This window comes from Streptomyces sp. NBC_01426, assembly GCF_036231985.1.
In the GTDB taxonomy this organism is placed as follows: Bacteria; Actinomycetota; Actinomycetes; order Streptomycetales; family Streptomycetaceae; genus Streptomyces.
Genome location: NZ_CP109500.1, coordinates 5,629,323 through 5,653,958, shown reverse-complemented (window position 1 = coordinate 5,653,958; position 24,636 = coordinate 5,629,323). Strand labels below are relative to the sequence as shown.

At 73.1% G+C, this 24,636-nt stretch carries 28 protein-coding genes; 11 read left to right on the top strand and 17 right to left on the bottom strand.

From position 1 onward, the window contains the following. Window positions 1–71 precede the first annotated feature (71 nt). Both OG906_RS25120 and OG906_RS25115 read right to left on the bottom strand, forming a co-directional pair. A complete protein-coding gene (locus OG906_RS25120; protein ID WP_329445955.1) occupies window positions 72–725 on the bottom strand; it encodes a response regulator transcription factor in 654 nt (217 codons plus the stop codon). 244 nt (window positions 726–969) lie between these two features. Then, on the bottom strand, window positions 970–1,788 hold the full coding sequence (locus OG906_RS25115; protein ID WP_371591352.1) for a serine protease: 819 nt from the start codon (window positions 1,786–1,788) through the stop codon (window positions 970–972). 86 nt (window positions 1,789–1,874) lie between these two features. Between OG906_RS25115 and OG906_RS25110 the strand changes: the two genes are divergently transcribed. Further along, window positions 1,875–2,762, top strand: coding sequence for a hypothetical protein (locus OG906_RS25110; RefSeq protein ID WP_329445952.1), 888 nt, complete (start codon window positions 1,875–1,877; stop codon window positions 2,760–2,762). A 175-nt stretch (window positions 2,763–2,937) separates the two neighbouring features. Here OG906_RS25110 and OG906_RS25105 read toward each other — a convergent pair whose 3' ends face one another. The 4 genes from OG906_RS25105 to OG906_RS25090 all read right to left on the bottom strand — a co-directional run bounded on the left by OG906_RS25105 (window position 2,938) and on the right by OG906_RS25090 (window position 5,834). Further along, window positions 2,938–3,198 (bottom strand): DUF397 domain-containing protein, encoded by a 261-nt coding sequence (locus tag OG906_RS25105; protein ID WP_329445950.1) that lies wholly within the window; start codon window positions 3,196–3,198, stop codon window positions 2,938–2,940. Further along, window positions 3,158–4,006 (bottom strand): helix-turn-helix domain-containing protein, encoded by an 849-nt coding sequence (locus tag OG906_RS25100; RefSeq protein ID WP_329445948.1) that lies wholly within the window; start codon window positions 4,004–4,006, stop codon window positions 3,158–3,160. The genes OG906_RS25105 and OG906_RS25100 overlap by 41 nt, the downstream gene beginning before the upstream one ends. A gap of 153 nt (window positions 4,007–4,159) precedes the next feature. Beyond that, a complete protein-coding gene (locus tag OG906_RS25095; protein ID WP_329445946.1) occupies window positions 4,160–5,068 on the bottom strand; it encodes an SDR family oxidoreductase in 909 nt (302 codons plus the stop codon). Between the two features lies 1 nt (window position 5,069). Further along, window positions 5,070–5,834 (bottom strand): SDR family oxidoreductase, encoded by a 765-nt coding sequence (locus tag OG906_RS25090; RefSeq protein ID WP_329445945.1) that lies wholly within the window; start codon window positions 5,832–5,834, stop codon window positions 5,070–5,072. A 56-nt stretch (window positions 5,835–5,890) separates the two neighbouring features. Between OG906_RS25090 and OG906_RS25085 the strand changes: the two genes are divergently transcribed. From OG906_RS25085 to OG906_RS25065, 5 genes are read left to right on the top strand one after another with little or no spacing between them, the layout of a single operon-like run. Then, window positions 5,891–6,640 (top strand): enoyl-CoA hydratase family protein, encoded by a 750-nt coding sequence (locus OG906_RS25085; RefSeq protein ID WP_329445944.1) that lies wholly within the window; start codon window positions 5,891–5,893, stop codon window positions 6,638–6,640. Beyond that, window positions 6,637–7,503 (top strand): CoA transferase subunit A, encoded by an 867-nt coding sequence (locus tag OG906_RS25080; RefSeq protein ID WP_329445942.1) that lies wholly within the window; start codon window positions 6,637–6,639, stop codon window positions 7,501–7,503. Before OG906_RS25085 ends, OG906_RS25080 begins: the two co-directional genes overlap by 4 nt. After that, window positions 7,500–8,249, top strand: a complete 750-nt coding sequence (locus OG906_RS25075) for a CoA-transferase subunit beta (protein ID WP_329445939.1) — start codon at window positions 7,500–7,502, stop codon at window positions 8,247–8,249. Before OG906_RS25080 ends, OG906_RS25075 begins: the two co-directional genes overlap by 4 nt. 4 nt (window positions 8,250–8,253) lie before the next feature. Beyond that, window positions 8,254–9,339, top strand: a complete 1,086-nt coding sequence (locus tag OG906_RS25070; RefSeq protein WP_329445937.1) for an NAD(P)H-dependent flavin oxidoreductase — start codon at window positions 8,254–8,256, stop codon at window positions 9,337–9,339. Window positions 9,340–9,370: 31 nt separating this feature from the next. Next, window positions 9,371–10,330, top strand: coding sequence for a tyrosine-protein phosphatase (locus tag OG906_RS25065; protein ID WP_329445935.1), 960 nt, complete (start codon window positions 9,371–9,373; stop codon window positions 10,328–10,330). Between the two features lie 100 nt (window positions 10,331–10,430). Here the strand turns inward: OG906_RS25065 and OG906_RS25060 are convergent, their stop codons facing one another. The 6 genes from OG906_RS25060 to OG906_RS25035 all read right to left on the bottom strand — a co-directional run bounded on the left by OG906_RS25060 (window position 10,431) and on the right by OG906_RS25035 (window position 15,349). After that, complete coding sequence (locus OG906_RS25060; RefSeq protein ID WP_329445933.1) at window positions 10,431–12,098, bottom strand: DEAD/DEAH box helicase; 1,668 nt, start codon at window positions 12,096–12,098, stop codon at window positions 10,431–10,433. 103 nt (window positions 12,099–12,201) lie between these two features. Further along, window positions 12,202–12,408: a cold-shock protein gene (locus OG906_RS25055; protein ID WP_030707191.1), complete on the bottom strand. Its 207-nt coding sequence runs from the start codon at window positions 12,406–12,408 to the stop codon at window positions 12,202–12,204. 223 nt (window positions 12,409–12,631) lie between these two features. Further along, the gene (locus tag OG906_RS25050) at window positions 12,632–13,789 is read right to left on the bottom strand and encodes an acetyl-CoA C-acetyltransferase (RefSeq protein WP_329445929.1); all 1,158 of its coding nucleotides are present in this window, start codon (window positions 13,787–13,789) and stop codon (window positions 12,632–12,634) included. Between the two features lie 19 nt (window positions 13,790–13,808). Next, entirely contained in the window at window positions 13,809–14,423 is a 615-nt protein-coding gene (locus OG906_RS25045; RefSeq protein ID WP_267800796.1) for a TetR/AcrR family transcriptional regulator, read from the bottom strand. 15 nt (window positions 14,424–14,438) lie between these two features. After that, window positions 14,439–15,224, bottom strand: a complete 786-nt coding sequence (locus OG906_RS25040) for an SDR family oxidoreductase (RefSeq protein ID WP_329445926.1) — start codon at window positions 15,222–15,224, stop codon at window positions 14,439–14,441. Beyond that, on the bottom strand, window positions 15,221–15,349 hold the full coding sequence (locus tag OG906_RS25035) for a hypothetical protein (RefSeq protein ID WP_329445924.1): 129 nt from the start codon (window positions 15,347–15,349) through the stop codon (window positions 15,221–15,223). The genes OG906_RS25040 and OG906_RS25035 overlap by 4 nt, the downstream gene beginning before the upstream one ends. A 135-nt stretch (window positions 15,350–15,484) precedes the next feature. On the opposite strand from OG906_RS25035, the gene OG906_RS25030 reads away from it, so the two are divergent. Beyond that, a complete protein-coding gene (locus OG906_RS25030) occupies window positions 15,485–16,630 on the top strand; it encodes an acyl-CoA dehydrogenase family protein (RefSeq protein WP_329445922.1) in 1,146 nt (381 codons plus the stop codon). After that, on the top strand, window positions 16,630–17,619 hold the full coding sequence (locus OG906_RS25025; protein WP_329445920.1) for an acyl-CoA dehydrogenase family protein: 990 nt from the start codon (window positions 16,630–16,632) through the stop codon (window positions 17,617–17,619). The genes OG906_RS25030 and OG906_RS25025 overlap by 1 nt, the downstream gene beginning before the upstream one ends. Window positions 17,620–17,649: 30 nt before the next feature. Here the strand turns inward: OG906_RS25025 and OG906_RS25020 are convergent, their stop codons facing one another. The 3 genes from OG906_RS25020 to OG906_RS25010 all read right to left on the bottom strand — a co-directional run bounded on the left by OG906_RS25020 (window position 17,650) and on the right by OG906_RS25010 (window position 20,071). Then, a complete protein-coding gene (locus OG906_RS25020; RefSeq protein ID WP_329445918.1) occupies window positions 17,650–18,384 on the bottom strand; it encodes a class I SAM-dependent methyltransferase in 735 nt (244 codons plus the stop codon). 89 nt (window positions 18,385–18,473) lie between these two features. Continuing rightward, on the bottom strand, window positions 18,474–19,349 hold the full coding sequence (locus OG906_RS25015; RefSeq protein WP_329445916.1) for an alpha/beta hydrolase: 876 nt from the start codon (window positions 19,347–19,349) through the stop codon (window positions 18,474–18,476). Next, entirely contained in the window at window positions 19,346–20,071 is a 726-nt protein-coding gene (locus OG906_RS25010) for an SDR family NAD(P)-dependent oxidoreductase (RefSeq protein WP_329445914.1), read from the bottom strand. Before OG906_RS25010 ends, OG906_RS25015 begins: the two co-directional genes overlap by 4 nt. A gap of 176 nt (window positions 20,072–20,247) precedes the next feature. Between OG906_RS25010 and OG906_RS25005 the strand changes: the two genes are divergently transcribed. From OG906_RS25005 to OG906_RS24995, 3 genes are all read left to right on the top strand, one after another. After that, window positions 20,248–20,835 (top strand): PadR family transcriptional regulator, encoded by a 588-nt coding sequence (locus OG906_RS25005; RefSeq protein WP_329445913.1) that lies wholly within the window; start codon window positions 20,248–20,250, stop codon window positions 20,833–20,835. 149 nt (window positions 20,836–20,984) lie between these two features. Then, on the top strand, window positions 20,985–21,713 hold the full coding sequence (locus tag OG906_RS25000) for a VWA domain-containing protein (RefSeq protein WP_329445910.1): 729 nt from the start codon (window positions 20,985–20,987) through the stop codon (window positions 21,711–21,713). A gap of 36 nt (window positions 21,714–21,749) precedes the next feature. Then, window positions 21,750–22,277: a pyridoxamine 5'-phosphate oxidase family protein gene (locus OG906_RS24995; RefSeq protein WP_329445908.1), complete on the top strand. Its 528-nt coding sequence runs from the start codon at window positions 21,750–21,752 to the stop codon at window positions 22,275–22,277. 8 nt (window positions 22,278–22,285) lie between these two features. On the opposite strand, the gene OG906_RS24990 is transcribed toward OG906_RS24995, so the two are convergent. Beyond that, window positions 22,286–23,578, bottom strand: a complete 1,293-nt coding sequence (locus OG906_RS24990) for a glycoside hydrolase domain-containing protein (protein WP_329445906.1) — start codon at window positions 23,576–23,578, stop codon at window positions 22,286–22,288. Between the two features lie 347 nt (window positions 23,579–23,925). Continuing rightward, window positions 23,926–24,609, bottom strand: a complete 684-nt coding sequence (locus tag OG906_RS24985) for a hypothetical protein (RefSeq protein ID WP_329445904.1) — start codon at window positions 24,607–24,609, stop codon at window positions 23,926–23,928. Window positions 24,610–24,636: the final 27 nt, after the last annotated feature.

The following is a 24,636-nucleotide window of genomic DNA, read 5'->3' as shown; positions in this document are numbered from 1 at the left end:
CACACCGCGTCTGGGGCCGGGGCGCGCACCGCGCCGGCGGCCGGGGCTCACGTCGCGCCGGCGGCCGGGGCTCACGTCGCGCCGGCGGCGAGGCCGCTTTCCCAGGCCCATGCGGCGATCTCGACGCGGTTGCGGGCGTCGAGTTTGGTCTGGACGTTGGCCAGGTGGGTCTTGACGGTGGACAGTGAGACGAAGAGTTCGCCGGCGATCTCGGCGTTGGTCAGGCCGCGGGCGAGGCAGCGCACGACGTCCACCTCGCGTTCGGTGAGGGGTTCCGAGGGGCGGCGGGCGGCTCGGGCGGCGGGGGCGTGGGCCATTTCGCGGAGCAGTCGCACGGTGATGGCGGGTGAGACGAGGGAGTCGCCGACGGCGGCGGCGCGGACCGCTTCAACCAGCATGGCCGGGCTCGCGTCCTTCAGGAGGAAGCCGGACGCTCCGCCGCGGAGCGCCGCGTGGACGTATTCGTCGAGGTCGAAGGTGGTGACGATGACGATGCGCGGGCTGTCCTGGCCGGCGAGGCGTCGGGTGACTTCGAGGCCGTCGAGCCGGGGCATGCGGATGTCGAGGAGCAGCACGTCGGGTCGGTGGGCGGCGACGGCCGTGAGGGCCGCCTCGCCGTCGACGACGTCCGCGACGACCTCGATGTCCGGTTGGCTTTCGAGGATCATGCGGAAGCCGGTCCTGACCATCTCCTGGTCGTCCGCGATGACCACTCTGATCGTCATGCGTTGCCTGCCCCACTGTCGCCCGCTGCCGATGGTGTCGTCCCGGAGGGATTCGTTCCATGGGACCGGTGCGCGTGGCGTCCCGCAACCGCTCGGCGGGCCGTCGGGAGGGTGCCGCGGGACCGGCACGGCGGTGTGCCGGTCCCGCGATGGTGCGTTCGACGTTACGTGCGCGTGGGGTGGGGCGCCTCGTCCTTCCGGCCGTTTCCCCGCCGTGCGGTTCGGCCGGAAGGACGAGGGTGGGTCAGAGGGTCGCCGCGGCGTTCTTGATGGCGGTGGCGAAGGTGGAGACCTCGGAGTAGACGCCGGGGTAGTTCGGGCGGGCGCAGCCCTCGCCCCAGCTGACGATGCCGACCTGGATCCAGGCGTTGGCGGCGTCGCGGCGGAACATGGGGCCGCCGGAGTCGCCCTGACAGGTGTCGACGCCGCCCTGGGGCAGGCCGGCGCAGATCTCCTCGCCGGGGACGAGGTCGCTGCCGTAGGCGTTCTGACAGGAGGCGTCGGAGACGAAGGGGACGGTGGCCTTCATGAGGTAGCGCTGCTGGCCGCCGCCTTCGCGGGTGGCTCCCCAGCCGGCGACGGTGAAGGTGCCGTTGTCGTAGGTCTTGGTCTCGGCGATCTTGAGGGTGGGCAGGTTGATGGGCTTGGCGAGTTTGATGAGGGCCCAGTCCTTGCCCTTGCCGTTGTAGCCGGGGGCCTGGAGCACCTTGGTGGACTTGACCTTGACGGCACTGGAGCTGTTGAGGTCGACGACGCCGGCGGTGGCGGTGATGGAGGTGTTGTTGCCGGAGCCGTTCACGCAGTGGGCGGCGGTGAGGACGATCTGCTGGGTGTACAGGGCGCCACCGCAGCCCATGGAGAGGCGGACCATGAACGGGAACTCGCCTTGGGCGGCGCGGGTTCCGCCGACGACGGGCGCCTGGGAGGCGGTGGCGGAGCCCGGCTGGAGACTGACGGCGGCCAGGGCGACGGCGCCGACGGCGAGGGCGCGCTTGAGGGTCGTGGCAAGGGTGGACACAGTCGACACACTGCCTTTCGTGGGGGGTTGGGCCGTGCGCGTCATCGGGTGAATGACGAGTCCATGACACATCTCGCGTGTGACCGACATCAAGAACGCGTTTTCGGACAACTTTCGGCGTGGGGGCCCGCATGACGCAGAACCACGGGCGCGGCAGCCCGGTCGAGCACGGATTTCCGCACTTGGACACGGTTCACCGCGCGCTGACCGCCCTCTTCCGCCGCCTGTCGTACGACGGGATCCGCGCCTACGACGCGGGCCTGCCCGCCGCCGACGCGGAGTTCACGCCCGAGGACGACCCCCACCTCGGGGCGCAGCGCGTGGCCCGCGCCGTGGTGCGCGGACTGCGGCTGCCGGACGCCCGGCTGGTGATCGGCTACCGGGCGATGACGGAGGCGGCCACGGTGGAACTCGGCCCGGGTCCCGAGTACTTCGTCGAGGTCAACGAACGCTTCCTGACCCACCGCCGGGACCTCGCGGCGGCGCTCGCCCACGAGGTCGCCCACGTCCTGCTGCACCGCCTGGACCTGCGGTTTCCCACCACCGAGGAGAACGAGATCCTCACCGACACCACCGCCGCCTACCTGGGCGCGGGCTGGCTGCTCCTCGACGCCTACCGCGAGGACGAGTTGACGCACCAGAAGCTCGGCTACCTCACCCCGGAGGAGTTCGGTTACGTCCTCGCCAAGCGCGGCGAGCTGATCGGCGAGGACCTCTCCACCCGGTTCACCGGCCCCCGGGCGTACGAGGCGTACGCGCGCGGTCGCGCCCTCGCGGCCCGGGACCGCCGCCGCGCCCCGCTGGCGGCCGCCTCCTGGCCGGAACGCCTGCGTTACGCGCGCGACCGCCGGACCGGATCCGCCGCGCCGGGGGCCCCGTACCGCTTCGAGCGGCACGCGGACGGGCAACGGGTGAGCTTCCCGTGCCCGGTCTGCCGGCAGTGGCTGCGGCTGCCGGTCGGCGGGCCCGTCCGGGCCCGCTGCGGGCTGTGCCGCACGGTCCTGGAGTGCGACACCTGAACCGCGCCGGCGGTCTCGCAACAGGTTGCGGACAACATGATGGGCCGACTGCGGTTCAGCGGGTGGATGTAGCGGGTAGTCATACTCCATCGCACGAGAGAAGCTCCGGATCCGACCCCTCGCCAGGGGGCCGGGCCCGGAGCTTCTTTCTCTGTGCGCGGACGCCCCCCGACGCCTACAGGGCCCCGACGAAGGCGGCGAAGGCGGCGCGGCCGACGGTGAAGACGGGGCCGTCGGGGTCCTTGGAGTCCCGCACGGCGACCAGGCAGGGCTGGGAGGCGACCTCGACGCAGTCGCCGCCGCCGGAGCCGCTGTAGCTGGACTTACGCCAGGCGGAGGCGCCGAGGGGGGTGCACTCGACGCAGTCGCCGCCGGTGGTTCCGCTGTACGACGACTTACGCCACACCGCGTCCGTCAGGTTCGGGCTTGTCCCCATAGCGCTCCTCCATTACGCGGGCGATCAGCTGGGTCGAGCCTTCGGGCGAGAGGGCTGCGGCCTGCAATCGAGCGTATCCGACCGAACGCTCCCTGATCACTGAAGGGTTGGCGGTCATGTACCCGTCCGCATAGCCCTCTTCGTAGAACAGGTCAGGGTCGCTGTCGAAGCGCAGGAGGTTGAAGGGGCCCATCATTCCCGTGTGCTGCCCGATCGAGAAGGGCAGCACCTGGATCTTCACCCAGGGATGGTCGAGGAAGGTCAACAGGTGTGCAAGTTGGTCCCGCATGACCGGTCGCCCGCCGACCTCTTGGTGCAACACCGCCTCGGCGAGCACCACCCACAGGGCGGGCGGGTTGTCCCGCTTCAGGATTTGCTGCCGTTCCATTCGGGCCGCCAACAGCTCGTCGACTTGGCCCGGGCGGTCCACACCGAGCAGGGCTCGCGCATACTCCTCCGTCTGCAACAGCCCGTACACCAACTGCGCCTGGAAGGAGGAGATGTACGCCGCCTTGGCCTCCATCTCCGCGTACGCCTGGAACCAGCTTGGCAACTGGCTCCTCAGCACCAGCCCCACCAGCCGGGAGAACACCCCGCCCGTCACCAGCGCCGCGTCCACCCGGTCCGAGAACGCGCGGGTGGGTACCTTCCTCGCCGTCTCGATCTGTCCGACCAGGGAGCCCGCGCAGAAGATGATGTCGCCGAGCTGCCCCTGTTTGAGCCCGGCCTCCTCCCTCAGGCGGCGCAGTTCGGAGCCGTAGTAGTCCAGCGGCGATGCGCTGGGGTCGAGGTTGCGGATGTTGACCACGGGCGGTCACCCCCATGCTCGCGCCGTGCGGCGTTCGGTCGGGTCCAGTCCGTGGCCGAGCGTAACCAGGCCTGCGCGCGGAGGTGGCCTGATTCCCTCGACTCCCCTCCCTTCGAGGGAAGTCCAGGGAGGGGGGCGGGGCGTCGCCCCGGACTACCGCGCCCCGTACACCGGCTGTGGTGCCTCCGCTGCCGACAGGAGCTTCGTCGCCGCCTCCCCCGCCTCCGCCGGGGTCCAGCGTTCGCCGCGCTCCGCCGTCGGGCCCGGCCGCCAGCCCTCCATGACCGTGATCCGGCCGCCCTCCGCCTCGAAGACCCGGCCGTTCACCCCGGCCGAGGCGTCCGAGCCCAGCCACACCACCAGCGGCGACACGTTCTCCGGGGCCATCGCGTCGAACTCCCCGGCCGCCGGCGCCGCCATGGTCCGGGCGAAGGTCTCCTCCGTCATCCGGGTGCGGGCCGCCGGGGCGATGGCGTTGACCTGGACTCCGTACCGGCCCATCTCCTCCGCCGCGACCAGCGTCAGGCCGAGGATCCCGGCCTTGGCCGCGCTGTAGTTGCCCTGCCCCACCGATCCGAGCAGTCCCGCGCCCGAGGAGGTGTTGACCACCCGCGCCGCGACGGGCCGGCCCGCCTTCGCCTGCGCCCGCCAGTGCGCGGCGGCGTGCTTGAGGGGCAGGAAGTGCCCCTTCAGGTGCACGCGCATCACCGCGTCCCAGTCGTCCTCGTCCAGGTTGACCAGCATCCGGTCCCGCAGGAAACCGGCGTTGTTGACCAGGGTGTCCAGCCGCCCGAAGGTGGCGACGGCGTCCGCGACGAGCGAGGCCGCGCCCCGCGAGGTGGCGATGTCCCCGCCGTGCGCCAGCGCCTCCCCGCCCAGCGCGCGGATCTCCTCGACGACCCGGGCCGCCGGACCGTCCGGGCCGGGCAGCCCGTCGAGCCCGACCCCCAGGTCGTTGACGACCACCTTCGCCCCTTCCGCCGCGAAGGCCAGCGCGTGGGCGCGGCCCAGCCCCCGACCCGCGCCCGTCACGATGACCACACGTCCTTCGGCAAGTCCCATCTCAGTTCTCCTTGTTGACAGTCGCCGCGTCCAGGAAGGCCGGGCGTTCGCCGCCCCCGTGCACGAGCAGGCTCGCGCCGCTCACGTATCCGGCCCGGTCTCCGGCGAGGAACACCGCCGCCTCGCCCACGTCCGTCGGGTCGGCCAGTCGTCCCAGCGGCACGGTCGCGCCGACCGCGGCGATCCCGGCCTCGTCCCCGTAGTGCAGGTGGGACAGTTCGGTGCGCACCATGCCGAGGAGCAGCGAGTTGACCCGTACCTCGGGCGCCCACTCCACGGCCATCGATCGGGCCAGGTTCTCCAGTCCCGCCTTGGCGGCGCCGTAGGCGGCCGTGCCGGGCGAGGGGCGGGTGCCGCTGACGCTTCCGATCATCACGACCGAGCCGTGCGAGTCCCGCAGCCACGGGTACGCCGCCAGTGAGGCGGTCATGGGGGCCACCAGGTTCAGTTCGACGACCCGCGCGTGCCGTTCGGCGTCGCCCTCCCCCAGCAGCCGGTACGGGGTGCCGCCCGCGTTGTTCACCAGGCAGTCGAGCCGCCCGTACCGGTGCGCGGCCGCCGCGAAGAACTCCGTCACGGCGGCCGGATCGCGCAGGTCGAGCGCCGTGAAGGCGGCCGTCCGGCCCGCCGCGGCCACCGGTTCGTCCGGTGGTCGGCGGGCGCAGACGAGCACCTCCGCGCCGGCCGCGAGGAACGACCGCGCGATGCCGGCGCCGACGCCCCGGGTTCCGCCGGTGACGACGACGACCCTCCCGTTGAGCTCCATCGGCTGCTACCTTCCTCACCTAACAAATGTTTGGTGGAAAGGTAGCTGATCCGCTCATGGGTGTCTCCACCTCCGGCCCCGACAAGGGCATCGCACTCGTCACAGTCGACTTCCCGCCCGTCAACGCTCTGCCCGTACACGGCTGGTACGAGCTGGCCGACGCCCTGCGCGCCGCCGGCCGCGACCCCGACGTCCGGTGCGTCGTCCTCGCCGCCGAGGGCCGGGGCTTCAACGCCGGCGTGGACATCAAGGAGATGCAGCGCGACACCGGTCACGACGCCCTGATCGGCGCCAACCGGGGCTGCTACGAGGCCTTCGCCGCCGTGTACGAGTGCGAGGTCCCCGTCGTGGCCGCCGTGAACGGCTTCTGCCTGGGCGGCGGGATCGGCCTGGTCGGCAACGCCGACGCGATCGTCGCCTCCGACGACGCCGTCTTCGGGCTGCCGGAACTGGACCGGGGCGCGCTCGGCGCGGCCACGCACCTGGCCCGCCTCGTCCCCCAACACCTGATGCGCACCCTGTACTACACCTCGCGGACGGTCGGCGCCGCCGAACTGCACGCGCACGGTTCGGTGTGGAAGGTGGTCCCGCCCGCCGGGCTGCGGGCGGCGGCGCTGGAACTCGCCGCCGAGATCGCCCGCAAGGACGGCCTGCTGATCCGGCTGGCCAAGGCCGCCATCAACGGCATCGACCCCGTGGACGTGCGGCGCAGCTACCGCTTCGAGCAGGGCTTCACCTTCGAGGCCAATCTCAGCGGTGTCGCCGACCGGGTCCGCGACACCTTCGGAAAGGCGGACGAGGCATGAGCGGCACAGCGGCGTCGGACAAGGTGATGTCCCCCGAGGAGGTGGTCGGGCGGCTGCGCAGCGGGATGACCGTCGGCATCGGCGGCTGGGGGTCGCGGCGCAAGCCCATGGCCCTGGTACGGGCACTGCTCCGATCCGAGATCACCGATCTCACCGTGGTCTCGTACGGCGGCCCCGACGTCGGCCTGCTGGCCGCCGCGGGTCGGATCCGCCGGCTCGTCACGCCCTTCGTCACCCTCGACTCGATCCCGCTGGAGCCGCACTACCGGGCGGCCCGCGAGCGCGGCGCCTTCGCCCTCACCGAGCTCGACGAGGCCATGTTCATGTGGGGGCTGCACGCCGCCGCCAACCGGCTGCCCTTCCTGCCCGTCCGCGCCGGTCTCGGCTCCGACGTCATGCGGGTCAACCCGAACCTGCGGACCGTGACCTCCCCGTACGAGGACGGCGAGGAGTTCGTCGCCGTCCCCGCGCTGCGCATGGACGCCGCGCTCGTCCACCTCAACCGCGCCGACCGCCTCGGCAACGCCCAGTACCTGGGCCCCGACCCGTACTTCGACGACCTGTTCTGCGAGGCCGCGGACGCCGCGTACGTCTCCTGCGAGCGGCTCGTCGAGACCGCCGAGCTGTCCAAGGCCGGTCCGCCACAGTCCCTGCTGGTCAGCCGGCATTCCGTCACCGGGGTGGTGGAGACCCCGAACGGCGCGCACTTCACCTCCTGCGTGCCCGACCACGACCGCGACGAGCCCTTCCAGAAGCTGTACGCGAGCACCCCCTGGCCCGAGTTCGCCGCCCGGTTCCTCTCCGGCGCGAGCGAGCACGACTACCAGTCCGCCGTGCGGACCTGGCACGAGGAGCAGCAGTGAGCACAGCGTCAGAGGCCACCGCGGGCGTCAGTCGCGCCGAGTACTGCGTGATCGCCTGCGCCGAGGCGTGGCGGGGCGACGGCGAGGTGCTCGCCTCCCCGATGGGTCTGATCCCGTCCTTCGGGGCCCGTCTCGCGAAGCGGACCTTCTCCCCCGACCTGCTGTTGACCGACGGTGAGGCCACGCTGGTCGGGCTCGACGGGACGCCCGAGGGCTGGCTGCCGTACCGCCGTCACCTCACGATGGTCACCGGCGGCCGGCGGCACGTGATGATGGGCGCGAGCCAGATCGACCGGTACGGCAACCAGAACATCTCTTGCGTGGGGGACTGGGAGCGGCCGACCCGCCAGCTCCTCGGGGTGCGCGGGGCGCCCGTCAACACCCTCAACAATCCGGTGAGTTACTGGATCCCGAAGCATTCCCGCCGGGTGTTCGTGGAGCGGGTCGACATGGTCTGCGGCGTCGGCTACGACCGCGCGGAGGCGGCCGGGGCGACCCGCTTCCACCGCTTGCCGCGCGTGGTGAGCGATCTCGGGGTCTTCGACTTCGCCGGCCCGGACCACGCCATGCGCCTGGTGTCGGTGCATCCGGGCGTGAGCGTCGAGCAGGTCCGGGAGGCCACCGGTTTCGAGCTCGCGATCGCCGGCGAGGTCCCGTACACCCGGGAGCCGACGCCGGAGGAACTGCGGCTGATCCGCGAGGTCGTCGACCCCAAGGGGCTGCGCGACCGGGAAGTGCGGGTCTGAGGGCATGGAAACGGCATTCACCAGGCTGGTCGGGGTCCGCCACCCGATCGTGCAGACGGGCATGGGCTGGGTGGCCGGCCCCCGACTGGTGTCGGCGGCGGCGAACGCGGGGGCGCTGGGGATCCTGGCCTCGGCGACGATGACGACGGAGCAGTTGCGTGCGGCGATCCACGAGGTGAAGTCCCGTACGGACGCCCCGTTCGGGGTCAATCTGCGCGCGGACGCCGGGGACGCCGTCGAGCGGGTCCGGCTGATCGTCGACGAGGGGGTCCGGGTCGCCTCGTTCGCCCTCGCCCCGTCGAAGGAGCTGATCGCCCGGCTCAAGGACGCGGGCGTGGTCGTCGTCCCCTCGATCGGGGCCCGGCGGCACGCCGAGAAGGTCGCCGCCTGGGGCGCCGACGCGGTGATCGTGCAGGGCGGCGAGGGCGGCGGGCACACCGGGGACGTGGCCACGACGGTGCTGCTGCCGCAGGTGGTGGACGCGGTGGACATCCCGGTGATCGCCGCGGGCGGTTTCCACGACGGTCGCGGCCTGGTCGCCGCGCTGTCGTACGGGGCGGCGGGCATCGCCATGGGCACCCGCTTCCTGCTCACCTCGGACTCCACCGTCCCGGACGCCGTCAAGGCCGAGTACCTGAAGGCCACGGTCAGGGACGTCACCGTCACCACCGCCGTCGACGGGCTGCCGCACCGGATGCTCCGCAGCGAGCTGGTCACCTCCCTGGAGCGGGCGGGCCGCGCGCGGGCCCTCGCCAAGGCGGTGCGGCACGCGGCCGGCTTCCGGAAGCTGTCGGGGCTGTCCTGGCCGCAGATGGTGCGCGACGGCCTGGCGATGAAACACGGCAAGGAGCTGTCCTGGAGCCAGGTCCTGCTCGCCGCGAACACCCCCATGCTCCTCAAGGCGTCCATGGTCGAGGGCCGTACGGACCTCGGCGTCATGGCATCGGGCCAGGTCGCGGGCGTGATCGAGGATCTTCCGTCGTGTGCGGAACTCGTCGCCCGGGTCATGGCCGAGGCCCACACCGTGCTGGACCGACTGCACGACCCGGGCCCCCCGCACTCGCTCGGCACCCTGCCACCACCAGGGTGATCCCCCTTCTCCGTTACAGGAGTCGCCCCAGATGAGCCGTGCCCGAATCCGCCTGGCGACCGCGGTACTCGCCGCCGCCCTCGCCGCCGGGACCCTGCCCGCCGCCGCGTACGCCGCACCGTCGCCCGGCGCGGCGACCGGTACCGCCGCGGTCACCGGTACCGCCGCTTCCGCCGAGCGGTACCGCCCGTCGGCGGAAACGATCCGTCAGATCCCCCTCCAGGGCGCGGTCAACGTCCGTGACCTGGGCGGGTACCGCACCTGGACCGGTGGGCAGGTCCGTCAGGGACTGGTCTACCGCTCCGACGCGCTCGGCAGGTTGACCCCGGCCGACCTCATCACCGTCTCCGGCCTCGGCCTGCGCAAGGTCGTCGACTTCCGCATCCCGATGGAGGTCCAGTACGACGGCGCCGACAAGCTGCCCGCCGGACTCGTCTCCACCGCCCGCCCCGTCAGCGACCTGGGCCTGTACGCGACCCTGGTCGGCGCGATCGCCAGCGGGGACCCCGCCACGCAGGAGCAGATGCTCGGCGGCGGTCGCGCGGAGGCCTACATGCGCGACATCTACCGCACGTTCGTGACGAGCCCCGAGAACCGGGCGCAGTTCGCGACCACCCTGCGGGAGATCGCCGACGGCGGGCAGGGCCCGCTGCTGTACCACTGCACCTCGGGCAAGGACCGCACGGGCTGGATGAGTTACGTCCTGCTGCGCGCCCTCGCCGTTCCCGAGGACACCGCCGAGCGCGACTACCTCGCCTCGAACACCTTCCGCGCGGCGTACGACGCCCAGGTGCGGGCCGGCCTCAAGCAGTCGGGCCGGATGCAGAACCCGGACCTGCTGATCCCGCTCCAGGAGGTCCGGCCGGACTACCTCGCCGCCGCGACCGCCCGCATGGAGGCGGACTACGGCGGCTTCTACGGCTACCTCACGGACGGCCTCGGCCTGGACCTGCGGACGCTGGCGAAGCTCCAGGCCAGGATGGTCCGGTAGGCCCTGTCGCCGAAGGGGCGCCCGGGCCCGGAACGACGGTACGCCGGGCGGCGCGTGTTCCGCGCCGCCCGGCGTACCGGTGTGTTCGTGGGGCGAAGGGTCAGGAACCCGCGCGCCCGGCCGCCGGACGGCCGCCGCCGGAACGACGCCGCGCGGCGGGAGCGCCGCCGGTACGGGCCGCGCCCTGGCCGCCGCCCTGACCGCGGGAGCCCGCCGGGGCGCCCTGGCCGCGTGCGCCGGACTGGCCGGCGCCGCCCTGGCCGCCGCCGGAACGGGCCCGACGCGAACGGTCGCCGCCGCCCGCGGTGGTCGAGGCCGCGGCCGCGCCCTGGCCGCCGCCGGAGCGACGACGCGCGCCGCCCCCGGTGGAGCCGCCGCCGGAGCGGCCGGCGCTGCGCGGCTTCGGCGGGGTGGGCTGCGGCACGTCCAGCACCACGGGGACGCCCGAGGGCTCCTTGGCGCCGGTCAGTCGGGACAGCTCCGCGTCGGAGGACTTGATCTGCGCGGTGCGCGGGGAGATCCCGGCGTCCGACATCAGCCGGGTCATGTCGCGCTTCTGGTCGGGCAGCACCAGGGTGACGACGCTGCCGGACTCGCCGGCGCGGGCGGTGCGGCCGCCGCGGTGCAGGTAGTCCTTGTGGTCGGTGGGCGGGTCTACGTTGACGACGAGGTCGAGGTCGTCGATGTGGATGCCGCGGGCGGCCACGTTGGTGGCGACCAGCGCGGTGACCTCGCCCGTCTTGAACCAGTCGAGGGTCCGGTTGCGCTGCGGCTGCGAGCGGCCGCCGTGCAGACCGGAGGCGCGGACGCCGTCCGCGAGGAGCTTCTTGACCATGCGGTCGACCCCGCGCTTGGTGTCGACGAACATGATCACCCGGCCGTCGCGTGCGGCTATGCGCGTGGCCACGGCCTTCTTGTCGGTCTCGTCCATGACGTACAGGACGTGGTGCTCCATCGTGCTGACCGCGCCGGCGGACGGGTCGACGGAGAAGGCGACCGGGTCGTGCAGGAACATCTTGACGAGCTTGTCGATGTTCTTGTCGAGCGTCGCGGAGAACAGCATGGTCTGGCCGTCGGCCTCGACCTGCTTGAGCAGCGCGGTGACCTGCGGCATGAAGCCCATGTCGGTCATCTGGTCGGCCTCGTCGAGGACCGTGATGGAGACCTCCGAGAGGTCGGCGTCACCGCGGTCGATGAGGTCCTTCAGCCGGCCGGGGGTGGCGACGAGCACCTCGGAGCCACGGCGCAGCGCACCGGACTGCCGGTTGATCGACATGCCGCCGACGACGGTCGCGATGCGCAGGTTGACGGCCGTGGCGTACGGGGCCAGGGCGTCGGTGACCTGCTGCGCGAGTTCGCGGGTCGGTACGAGGACCAGCGCGAGCGGCTGCTTCGGCTGCGCGCGGCGACCGGCGGTGCGGGCCAGCAGTGCCAGGCCGAAGGCGAGGGTCTTGCCGGAGCCGGTACGGCCGCGGCCGAGCAGGTCACGGCCGGCGAGCGAGTTCGGCAGCGTGGCGGCCTGGATCGGGAACGGGTCGGTGACGCCCTGGGCGGCGAGGGTCTTCAGCAGCGCCTCGGGCATGCCCATGTCCTCGAACGCGGCGACCGGCGGCAGGGCCGGGGTCAGCGGTTCGGGCATGGTGAATTCTTGGGGCCTGGCCACGGGGGCGGACTTCTGCCGTCCCGCGCCAGCCTTCGGACGTCCCTGAGCCGCACCTCGACCCCGGGTGGGGCGGCGGCTGGGTCGTGCGGAGCTGGAGCTGGTCATGCGAGAAAGCCCTCCTGAAACCGGCAGGTAAAACAAACAGTCGAAACAGCAGACAAGCCGGGGCCCGCACCTTCACGGTGCGGACCCCGGCATGCTGATGACGTCAGTTGGCGGGGAGGATGTTCTCCGCCTGGGGGCCCTTCTGGCCCTGGGTGACGTCGAAGGACACGCGCTGGCCCTCCTGGAGCTCACGGAAGCCCTGGGTGGCGATGTTCGAGTAGTGGGCGAAGACGTCCGGGCCGCCACCGTCCTGCTCGATGAAGCCGAAGCCCTTTTCCGAGTTGAACCACTTCACGGTGCCAAGTGCCATTTGAATCTCCTGAATAGGCGGCAAGGGCCCCATCCGGAGATCCCGGTAAAAACAATTAAAGCGCCTGTCGGAGCATTCCCGTCAGGCGCACATAAAGTTCATGGGTACCACAACTGCAACGAGCTCTAAGCTAGCACACGCCGGCGCACCCGCGCCCCCGCAGGTCTGTGACCTGGCTTCGGGGCGCCCGGGCGCCCCGAAGCGGGTCGGGTCTCCCGGGGCCTCAGAGCCGCTCGATGATCGTCACATTGGCCTGTCCGCCGCCCTCGCACATGGTCTGGAGGCCGTAGCGGCCCCCGGTGCGCTCCAGCTCGTGCAGCAGGGTGGTCATGAGCTTGACGCCGGTCGCCCCCAGGGGGTGGCCGAGCGCGATGGCCCCACCGTTGACGTTGACCCGCGCCGGGTCCGCGCCGGTCTCCTTCAGCCAGGCCAGCACGACGGGGGCGAAGGCCTCGTTGATCTCCACGAGGTCGATCTCGTCGAGCGACAGCCCCGTCTTCTTCAGGGCGTACGCCGTCGCCGGGATCGGGGCGGACAGCATCCGGATCGGGTCCTCGCCCCGTACGGACAGGTGGTGGACGCGGGCCCGGGGGCGCAGGCCGTGTTCGGCGATCGCCCGCTCGGAGGCGATCAGCAGGGCCGCGGCGCCGTCGGAGACCTGGGAGGAGACGGCCGCCGTGATGGTGCCGCCCTCGACGACGGGCTTCAGGCCGGCCATCTTCTCCAGGGTGGTGTCCCGGCGCGGGCCCTCGTCCGTGCGGACGTCCCCGTACGGCACGATCTCCCGTTCGAAGCGTCCCTCGTCGATGGCGCGCAGGGCCCGCCGGTGGGAGCGCAGCGCGAACTCCTCCATGTCGAGGCGCGAGATCCCCCACTTCTCGGCGATCAGCTGTGCGCCGTGGAACTGGTTGACGGGCGCGTCGCCGTACCGGGCGCGCCAGCCCTGCGATCCGGCGTACGGGCCGTCGGTGAGGCCCAGCGGCTCGGCGGCCTGCCGCGAGGCGAAGGCGATCGGGATCATCGACATGTTCTGGGTGCCGCCGGCGACGACCAGGTCCTGGGTGCCGGACAGCACGCCCTGCGCGGCGAAGTGGACGGCCTGCTGGGAGGAGCCGCACTGGCGGTCCACCGTCACCCCCGGGACCTCCTCGGGGAGGCCGGCGGCGAGCCAGGCGGTCCGTGCGATGTCGCCGGCCTGCGGTCCGACGGTGTCGAGGCAGCCGAAGACCACGTCCTCGACGGCGGCGGGGTCCACCCCGGAGCGTTCCATCAGGGCCCGCAGGACGTGGGCGCCGAGGTCGGCGGGGTGCACCCCGGCCAGGCCTCCCTTGCGTCGCCCCACGGGGGTGCGTACGGCGTCGACTATGTAGGCCTCGGGCATCGGGACTCCTCTGGTTCGGTCAGGCGCGCAGGGCGATCCCGTCCAGCACCATCGACAGGTACTGGCGGGCGATCTCGTCGGGGCTGTGCTGTCCGCCCGGCCGGTACCAGGAGGCCGCGACCCACACCGTGTCGCGCACGAAGCGGTAGGTGAGGCGGATGTCCAGGTCGGCCCGGAAGACCTTGGCGGCCACTCCGCGCTCCAGCGTCCCCAGCCAGGCCTTCTCGAACTTCTGCTGCGAGTCGGAGAGGTAGTGGAAGCGGGGTTGCGCGGAGAGGTGGCGGGATTCCTTCTGGTAGATCGCGACGGCGGCGCGGTGCCGGTCGATCTCCCGGAAGGACTCGGTGACGAGGGCCTCGATGGTCTCCCTGGGGCCGAGACCGGCGGCGAGGACGGTGTCGTACCCCGCCCACAGCTCGTTCAGGAAGGCCGAGAGGATCTCGTCGAGCATCGATTCCTTGGAATCGAAGTGGTAGTAGAGGCTGCCGGCGAGCATCCCGGCGGCATCGGCGATCTTGCGCACGGTGGTGGCGTTGTAGCCCTGCGCGGCGAAGACCTCGGCGGCGGTGTCGAGGAGCTCCCGTCTGCGCTCGGGGGACGCGGTCACCTGTGGCTTCTTCTTGTTCGTCGGCACGCGCCCATTCTCGACCTACGCGTGCTGGCTGCTGACCGACACGGTCTCGCCGGTCATGTACGACGAGTAGCCGCTGGCCAGGAACACGATGACGTTGGCGACCTCCCAGGGTTCGGCGTAGCGGCCGAAGGCCTCGCGGGCGGTGAGTTCGGCGAGGAGTTCCTCGCTCGTGACCTTCACCAGGTGCGGGTGCATGGCGAGGCTGGGGGCGACCGCGTTGATCCGTACGCCGAACTCGGCGGCCTCCAGGGCGGCGCAGCGGGTGAGCGCCATCACCCCGGCCTTCGCGGCGGCGTAGTGGGCCTGGCCGGTCTGGGCGCGCCAGCCGACGACGGAGGCGTTGTTGACGACGACCCCGCCGCCGGTGCCCGCGGCCTTGAAGGAGCGCAGGGCGGCGCGGGTGCAGCGGAAGGTGCCGTTGAGGGTGACGTCGAGGACCCGGCCCCACTGGTCGTCGGTCATGTCGACCAGGGTCGCGGTGCCGCCGAGTCCGGCGTTGTTGACGACGACGTCGAGGCCGCCGTGGGTCTGTTCGGCGCGCGCGAACAGGGCCCGGACCTGGTCCTCGTCGGTGACGTCGCACGGCAGGGAGTCGATCCGGTCCGCCCCGAACTCGGCGGCCAGCGCGTCCTCGGTCTCCTTGAGGCGGCGGGCGTGGGCGTCGCCGATCAGGACGCGGGCGCCCTCCTCCAGGAAGCGGCGGGCGGTGGCGCCGCCGATGCCGGCCCCGGCGGCGGCGGTGATCACGGCGGTCCGGCCGGCGAGCAGCCCGTGCCCGGTGACGTACTCGGGTGCGTTCACGCCCGTACCTCCTTGGGAAGGCCGAGGATCCGCTCGGCGATGGTGTCGCGCCGGATCCCGCCCGAGCCGCGTGGACGGTGTCGGCACGGAGAAGAGGTGGCGCCGCTCTCCTCGACGGCGCTCATGTCCGTACGTTAACCTACCAAACACTTGTTAGGGAAGGATGTGTCGATGTCCGCTGCCCGCACCCCCGAGACCGACGGACCGCCGGTACTCCACGCGGCCCCGAAGGGCGCCACCGCGAAGGGGGCGAACGTCTGATGGACCTCACCCACACCCCGCAGGCGCAGGCCTTCCGCGCGGAGGCCCGGGCCTGGCTGGCCGGACACGTCCCGACCGCCCCCCTCCCCTCGCTGGAGACGGCCGAGGGGTTCGCCGCGCACCGGGAGTGGGAGGCCCGGCTGCACGCCGACCGTTGGGCGGTGGTGTCCTGGCCCGAGGAGTACGGCGGCCGGGGCGTGGACATCGAGCGGTGGCTGGTGTTCGAGGAGGAGTACTGGGCGGCGGGCGCGCCCGGCCGGGTCTCCCAGAACGGCATCAACCTGCTGGCCCCCACCCTCTTCGACCACGCGACGGCCGAGCAGCGGGCGCGGGTGCTCCCGTCCATGGCGAGCGGCGAGGTGATCTGGGCACAGGCCTGGTCGGAGCCCGAGTCGGGCTCCGACCTGGCCTCCCTGACGTCGAGGGCGGTCCGCACGGAGGGGGGTTGGCTGCTGTCCGGGCAGAAGACCTGGTCCTCGCGGGCGGCGTTCGCGGACCGGGCGTTCGGCATCTTCCGGACCGACCCCCAGGCCCCGAAGCCGCACCAGGGGCTGACGTACCTGATGTTCGACCTGCGGGCGCCGGGGGTGACCGTGCGGCCGATCGGCCGGCTGGACGGCAAACCGGCGTTCGCCGAACTCTTCCTGGACGGGGTGTTCGTCCCGGACGAGGACGTCATCGGGGAGCCGGGGCAGGGCTGGCGGATCGCGATGTCCACGACCGGCAACGAGCGGGGGCTGACCCTGCGCTCCCCCGGCCGGTTCCTGGCGGCGGCGGACCGGCTGCTCGGGATGTGGCGGGAGGTCGGGGATCCCGCCGACACCGCGCTGTCGGACCGGGTCGCGGACGCGCTGGTCGGGGCGCGCGCGTACGAGCTGTTCACGTGGGGGAACGCCTCGCGCTTCGCGGCGGGCGAGACCATCGGCGCCGAGTCCAGCCTGAACAAGGTGTTCTGGTCCCGGTACGACATCGCCCTGCACGAGACGGCGCTCGACCTGCTGGGCGCGGACGCGGAACTCGCGGACGGCGCGTGGGCCGAACCGTGGCTCTTCTCCCTGGCCGGGCCGATCTACGCCGGGACGAACGAGATCCAGCGCGACATCATCGCCGAGCGGCTGCTCGGCCTTCCGAAGGGCCGCCGCTGATGCGCTTCCTGCCGACCGACGAGCAGCGCGACTTCGTGCGGACGCTGCGCCGACTGCTCGACGCGTCCGAGGTCCCGGCGGCCGTACGGGCCTGGGGCGCGGGGGACCACGCGCCGGGCCGGGCCCTGTGGTCCCGCCTCGCCGACACGGGCCTGTTCGCGCTCGCCGCGGACGGGGAACACGACGGGCTGGGGCCGCTGCCGCTGGAAGCGGCCCTCGGTTTCGTGGAGTTGGGGCGGGCCGGGGTGCCGGGGCCGGTGGTGGAGACGGTCGCGGCCGCGGTGCTGCTGGCGGGGTTGGGGGACGAGGGGCCGGCGAAGCGTTTCCTCCCGGGGCTGCTCTCGGGCGGCGCCTCGGCCTCGCTGACCCTGCCGGACGCGGCCCCGTACGCCCTGGACGCGGACGCGGCCACGTACTGCTTCACGGTGTCGCGGGCCGGCGAACTACGGCTGGCGGACCCGGACGGCGGGCCGGTCCTGCGCTCGACGGACCCGACGCGCAGGCTGCTGCGCCCCCCGGTCGGGGGCGGTGAGCTGCTCGCCCGCGGGCCGGCGGTGACGGCGGCGGCGGGGAGCGCCCTGGGGTGGGCGCGGCTGCTCACGGCGGCGCAGTGCCTGGGCGTCGGGGAGGCCCTGCTGGCGCGGACGGTGGAGTACGCGAAGCAGCGCACGCAGTTCGGCACGCCGATCGGCGGGTTCCAGGCGGTCAAGCACCGGCTGGCGGACACCCTGCTGGGCCTGGAGTTCGCCCGGCCGCTGGTGTGGGCGGCCGGGCTGTCCCTCGATCCGGGCGAGGTCGCGGCGGCGAAGCTGGCGGCGGGCGAGGCCGCGTACGCGGCGGCGATGACGGCGCTCCAGCTCCACGGGGCGGTCGGCTACACCGAGGAGCTGGACCTGTCGCTGTGGCTGCGCAAGGCGCGCCCGCTGCGGGACGCGTGGGGGACGCCGTCGGCGTGCCGGGCGGCGGTGCTCGGGGCCGCCCGGCGGTAGCGGTGGGGGTGGCGGTGGCGGGGCGCCCCGTCACAGGACGCTCACGTGGAGGCTGACCACGTACGGCTCCTCCACCGTGCCGTCCGGGAAGAGGGCGCCCAGTACCGACCGCTCCCGGTCCGTGAACTCCCGGGTGCCGGCCTCGCCGAGGAGGAGGAACGCGGAGTGGCTGGCGATGTTCGCGAGGTGCTCGTCGAGGGTGATCCGGCGGGACCAGGGCACGGTGCGGGTGCGGAAGCCGGAGTCGAGGCCGGCGGGCAGCGTGCGGAAGGACACGCCGTCGGCGCCGAAGAGGGCCCGGATCCGCGCGGCCTGGTCGGCGACCCACGGCACCGACTCGTCCATGTCGTTCCACCAGATCGCGAGCGCGCCGCCGGGCCGCAGCACGCGGCGGGCCTCGGGGACGGAGCGGGCGGGGTCGGTCCAGTGCCAGGCCTGCGCGTAGGTGAGCAGGTCGAAGGCGTCGCCGGCCAGCGGCAGCCGGTCACCGTCCCCGCGCACCAGCGGTATCCCGGGGTGCGCGCGGCGCAGTTCGGCAGCCATCCCGTCGCCGGGTTCGACGGCGACGACGTGCGCCCCGCGGGCGTGCAGCAGGGCCGTCGCGATGCCGGTCCCGGCCCCCACGTCGGCGACGCGGGAGCCGGCGAGCGGGCGGCCGCTCAGCTCCTCCAGGGCGTCGAGGAGCGCGTCGGGGTAGGCGGGCCGGTGCGCGGCGTACAGCGCGGCGGCGGCGTCGAAGGAGCGGGCGCGGGAGGGCGTCGTCATGGGCCCATTCTTCGCGCCGCCGCCGATCTTCGACAGCGGTTCGCCGGTGCCCGGCGCGCCGCGGGCCGGGCGATACCTCGACGACGGGGTCAGCCCCTGATCCACGCGGCCGCCGCCGCGTACGCCGCGTCGGCGGCCGGCAGCGGTGAGCCCAGGAAGCCGTGGAAGACGCCCGGGTACAGCTGGACTCCGCAGTCCACGCCCGCCTCGCCCAGCCGGCGGGCGTACGCCAGCCCCTCGTCCCGCAGCACGTCGCAGTCGGCGAGGACGATCAGGGTGCGCGGCAGTCCGGTCAGGTCGGGGGCGCGCAGCGGTGAGACGTGCGGGTGGGCGGGGTCCCCGCCGTACTGGTCCCAGTACCAGGCCATGTGGGCGGCGGTGTGGAAGTACCCCCGCGCGTACGTCTCCGCGGAAGGGGTGTCCATGGCCGCGTCCAGGGGCGGGTAGAACAGCAGTTGGCCCGCGACGAGTTCGGGGGCCCGCAGCGCGGTCACGGCCGCCAGGGTGCCCCCGCTGGAGTCCCCGGCGACGATCGTCCGGTCGGGATCGCAGCCGAGTGCGGCGGCTCGGGAGCGGGCCCACAGCAGTGCGGTCAGCGCGTCGTCGGGCGCGGCGGGCCAGGGGTGTTCCGGGGCGAGCCGGTAGTCGACGGAGACGACGACCGCGCCCGAGGCGGCGGCGAGCCTGCGGCAGCCGGCGTCGTGGGTGTCCAGGCCGCACATCACCCAGCCGCCGCCGTGGAAGTGGACGACGAGCGGGCGCCCCGAGGCCCCGGGGTCGGGGTCGTACACGCGGACCGGGACCCCGCAGGCGTCGTCGTCGTGCACGTCGGCCACGGCGGGTCCGGGGGCGCGCCCGCCGGCGGCGACCGCCGCCCGCAGGGCGTCCGGGTCGCCGGGGCCGGGGAAGGCCGCGGTCATGAGGTCGCACAGCCGCCGGGCGGCGGGCGAGAGGGAGTCGCTCATCGGGCCGTCGTCCCCCCGTCCACGGTGAACTCGCCGCCGGTGACGTACGAGGAGGCGTCGGAGCAGAGGAAGCGGACCAGTTCCCCGACCTCCTCGGGGCGGCCCATGCGGCCCAGCGGCACGTGGGACCAGTCCTTGTCCGACACGGCGGAGATCATCGGGGTGTCGATGGCGCCCGGGTGCACTGAGTTGACCCGGATCCCGTCGCCCGCCAGGTCCAGGGCGGCCGACCGGGTCAGCCCGCGCAGGGCGAACTTGGTGGAGCCGTAGGCGGCGTGGCCCGGTATGCCGACCAGTCCGGCGGTGGAGGAGACGTTGACGATCGAGCCGCCCCCGCCGGCGCGCAGCACGGGGGCGACGGCCTGGATGCCGAGGAAGGGGCCGAGCAGGTTGACCCGCAGCAGCGTCTCGAAGTCGGCGAGGGACTGCCGCTCCACGTGGGCGGTGCGCCACAGGGCCGCGTTGTTGACGAGCGCCGAGATCGTCCCGAAGGCGGCCACGGCCTCCCGTACGACCCGGGCCCAGCCGTCGGCGTCGGTCACGTCGTGGTGGACGTACAGCCCCTGGTCCCCCAGGGTCGCGGCGACCTCCCGGCCCTCCTCCTCCCGGATGTCGGTGACGACGACGCGGGCTCCCGCCTCCGCGCACAGACGGGCCTCGGCGGCGCCCTGCCCGCGCCCGGCGCCGGTGATGACGACGACCTTGCCGTCCAGTGGGATCACGGTTCAGCCCTCCAGGGCACGTGAGCGCGGGATGACGGTCCGGCCCCACCGGCGGATGGTCTTCACGCACGCCTCCCGGGGGGGATGGGGCCAGGTATGCCTATGAGGAATACTTCTAGCAGTCACGTTCTGTCGAGGGAAGGGAGCCCGCGCGGACCGGTCGTAGACTGCGCCGCGTGGCAGACGAGACGAACAAGCGCACCCTCCCCGCGACCGGCTGGGCAGTGCTCGGGCTGCTCTCCTTCGGCGAGGAGCTCTCCGGCTACGACCTGAAGAAGTGGTCCGACCGATCACTGCGCTTCTTCTACTGGAGCCCGTCCTTCAGCCAGATCTACAGCGAACTCAAGCGCCTGGAGAAGGCCGGATACGCCTCCTCGCGCCTGATCGCCCAGGAGACCGGCACCCGCGACAAACGCGTGTACCGGATCACCGACGAAGGCATGACGGCCGTACGGGAATGGGCGCGCGAGGCGCCGGTCGACCCGCCGGTGCTCAAGCACGGACCGATGCTCCGACTGTGGCTCGGCCATCTGCTGGAGCCGGAGCAGATGCGCGAAGTCCTGCTCCAGCAGCGGGAGTTCGCGGAGACAATGCGCCGCCGGGCGGTGGCGGACGTGGAAGGCGCCAAGGAGGAGGCCTCCTGGGCCTATCCGACGCTGACCCTCAAGTGGGCCGAGCGGTACTACGCCTCCGAGCGCGACCTGGCGGCCGCGATGCTCGACGACATCGAGGCACTGGCGGCGGAGCGCGGCACACGGCCGTAGACCCGGCGGAACGCGCGGCGGCGGCCGGGTGCGCCCGCTCGGAGCCGGCACGCGCCTCGCGGGGCGGGATGATCCGATCGCACGGGGGCCTGGGAGCGGCCGGCGCGACACCGGGTTTCGCCACCGCCGGCTGCCGTAACCTCGGCGCCATGACGGGTAGTGCAATAGACCTCCGCAAGCTGGAAGATGCCGCTCCGGCGTTGGTGAACCTGTACAAGAGCGCCGGGGTGTCGCTGCGCAAACACGGCATGGAGGGCGGCCGGGCCTGCGTGTACCTGGTCCTGGACTACTCGGGGTCGATGCGCCCGTACTACCGGGACGGCAGCGTGCAGTCCCTGGCCGACCGGGTACTGGGGCTCTCCGCCCACCTGGACACCGACGGCCGGGTGCCCGTCGTGTTCTTCTCCACGGAGGTGGACGCGGTCGCGGAGGTCTCCCTGGCCGACCACGCCGGTCGGGTCACCGAGATCGCCGCCGGCCTGGGCCACATGGGCAAGACGGCCTACCACCTGGCGATGGACGCGGTGATCGACCACTACCTGGAGTCCGGCGCCGCAGACCCCGCGCTGGTCGTGTTCCAGACGGACGGCGGACCGATCAACAAGGCCTTGGCGGAGCGGTACCTCTGCAAGGCCGCCCGGCTCCCGCTGTTCTGGCAGTTCGTCGGTTTCGGCAACACCCGCAGCACCCAGTTCGACTTCCTGCGCCGCCTCGACGAACTCCCCGTCCCCGCGAAGCGGGTCGTCGACAACGCGGGCTACTTCCACGCCGGCGAGGACCCGCGCCGGGTTCCGGACGACGTGCTGTACGACCGGCTGGTCGCGGAGTTCCCGTCCTGGCTGGCGGCAGCCCGGGAGGCCGGCATCGTGCGCGTCTGAGCGGCGGCGGCGCGCGATCCGCGCTTGGATGGAGGGATGACGACGACGAACAACTGGGCCGTGTTCGAGACGGCGGAGCCGGAGTTCGCGGCGGCCGTCCGGGCCCGCTTCGCGCAGTATCCGCACCACGTCCTCGGCACCCTCCGCAAGGACGGCTCGCCCCGACTGGCCGGGCTGAACGTGGACATCCGCGGCGGGGAGCTGTGGCTCGGCATGATGCCCGGCTCCATGAAGGCCAGGGACCTCCAGCGCGATCCCCGTTTCGCGCTGCACTGCAATCCGGGCCCCGGTGAGGAGATGGAGGGCGGGGACGTCCGGATCTCCGGGCGGGCGCTGGAGCTGGTGGACCCGCCGGAGCTCCACCGGTACGCGGAGGAGACCGAGACCCCGCACCCCTTCCACCTCTTCCACGCCGACCTGACGGAGATCGTGCGGATCACCGTCGAGGGCGACGACCTGGTGGTGCGGACGTGGACCCCGGAGCACGGCGTCCACACCCTGCGCCGGGGCAACGACGACGAGCCACCGCGCGAGGACCCGGCCGGGGACTCCCCCGCCGGCTGAGCCGCGCGTCAGGCCAGGGGGCCGATCCCGATCGTCCCGGGGACGGTCAGGAGCCGGGGGTCGACGTCGATCCAACTGCGGTCGATGTTGATCGTCACCCCGCCGTACGTGGCGTCGTGCCCGCCGCGGAACTGGTGGGCCCGGCGCGGGCCCGCCCACTTGGTCGTCCCGGTGGGCAGGCCCATGTCGGCGTCCGAGACGGTCGCCGACAGGTTCCACCGCGCCACCCACAGCACGTCCGGCATGGCCTGCGGCGCCTGGTGGTGGTGCGCGCTCAGCGCCGGCACCCCGGAGGCCGCGTGCACGTAGGCCGCCGACTTGTAGCCCAGCTCGTGCAGCCGCACCGTCCAGGCGGTGAGGTAGGCCACGACCGGGGCGTCCCAGGTGGCCCGGTCGGTGTAGTGCTCCAGGTCGTTGTAGAGGAGCGTGCCCGGGCCCAGGCCCAGTGACCGCGCCGCGTCGGCGGCGCCCTCGGCGGCCGCGATGCCCTGCTCGTTGGCCCGGGAGGGGTCGGTGGACAGCCCGGTGGTGTTGCTGCGCCAGGGCTGCGGGCCCACCCAGATCGGCATCAGGTGCCAGCCCGCCTCGGTCTGCTTGCCGACCCAGCCGGCGGTCAGTCGGGGCTGGGCGCAGGCCCGGGCCGGGCCGCCGATGTACACGCCGACGGCGCCGAAGGGCGAGCCCTGCCGCCAGGCGGTCATCGCCGACTGGGTCGGGGCGGTACAGGCGTCGAAGCCGAGGCCGGTGAACGGTTCCTGGGCGGTACGGGGCGCCGGCAGGGCGGCGGTCACCGTGTCCGCCACCGTCCCGGGGGCGCCGGCGGGCGTGCGGCGGGCCCGCTCCAGGAGGCCGCGTACCGCGTCGGGTCCGGTGCCGTACGAGACGGTGGCCATCACCCCGGAGCCGCGCAGGGCGTACCGCAGCTCGTTGCTGTCGCTCCCGGTCCGCGGGAGCGGGGCCCCGGGGTTCGCCTTCAGGGTGGGGACGTCGGCGCGCGGCGGGGCCCCGTCGAGGGGCTCCAGGTGCAGGGTGTCGGCGCGGGTGACGGCGGCCCGGCCGGTGCATTCGGCCTGGGTCCCGGCGTGGCCGAGGTACAGCGTGGGCCGGTCGAGGCGCAGGCAGGCGTCGGGGGTCAGGTCGAGGTCGACGACCCGCCAGTCGGCGGGGACGGTGAGCCGCAGCCCGCGGTAGTCGACGGTGCGTCCTTCGCCGCCGGTGGCGGTGACGGCGACCGCGGCCTGGGCGGGCATGAGCAGGGCGGCGCCCAGCAGGCAGCGCAGCAGCAGCATTCGGGAGGGCATGGGGCCAGAGGTACCAGACGGCGGGCGCCCTCAACTGCTGCGGGATCGGCCGCACATGGGCCGTACGGCCTACGCTCGGATCCGCGCGGGCGGCGACCCTCGACCCTCCCGGTTCCGGCCCGCCGAACCCCGGAGCGGTGTCCGGCCCCCGTCGGGCGGGACCGGCGCACCCGCCGCTCCCCCGACGCGTCACCCGCACGAGCGAACCGGGCCCGGCCCCGTCACGACGGGCGGTACCGCCCCCCAGCGGTACCGCCCGTCGTGTTCTCCCGCTCCCCCGCCGAGGAGCGGCCCCGTGGCCCGGCGGTCGGCGCACACCCCCACGGCGCGCCGTCCCCCGGGCCGGCTCAGCAGTCCCCCACGCCGGCCGGCGGCTGGAAGACCCCGTCGAGGGCGCGGTCCTCAGGGAGCACGACCAGCGTCCAGTCGAGCGGGGAATCGGCGCCGGGGAGCCGGAGTTCGTCCGGCAGGTCGTCCTCGGTGATCTCGTCACCGACGTACAGGACGGACAGTGTTCCCCCGCATCCCTCCGGTGGCGGGGGGACGCTCCCCTGGGCGAATCCGTCGCGGGGGCCGACCTTGACGATGACGGTGTTGATCGGTTTGTAGGAGTAGGAGAAGCCCGGCCTGCCCGTGGCGCGGGTCATGTCGACCCGGAAGTGGCCGATCTTCACCTCCGCCTCCTCGCACGGGCGTTTGCCGTCCTTCAGGCTCAGGTACACCCCGGTGTCCGTCATGAACAGGGCGCTGTAGTCCGGGCGGTCCTTGCTCCGGAGGGCCTTGAGGTAGCCGGCCTTCTCCTGCGCGCCCATGCCGGAGGTGACCGTGCACGTCGGGGTCGGCGAGGGGGTCGGGGTGGGTGTGGGTGTCGGGGTGGGCGTCGGTGTCGGTGCGGCCGCGGAGGGCGTCGCCGTGCTCGGCACGAGCGGATCGGAGGGCAGGGACCGGGGCGCCCCCTGCCCTGCGCAGCCCGCGAGCGCGAGCGCGGGAACGGTCAGGAGCGGAACCACGAGTACCCGTAATCGACGCATGCGGCCTCCTCGTCAGACACAGCCGGA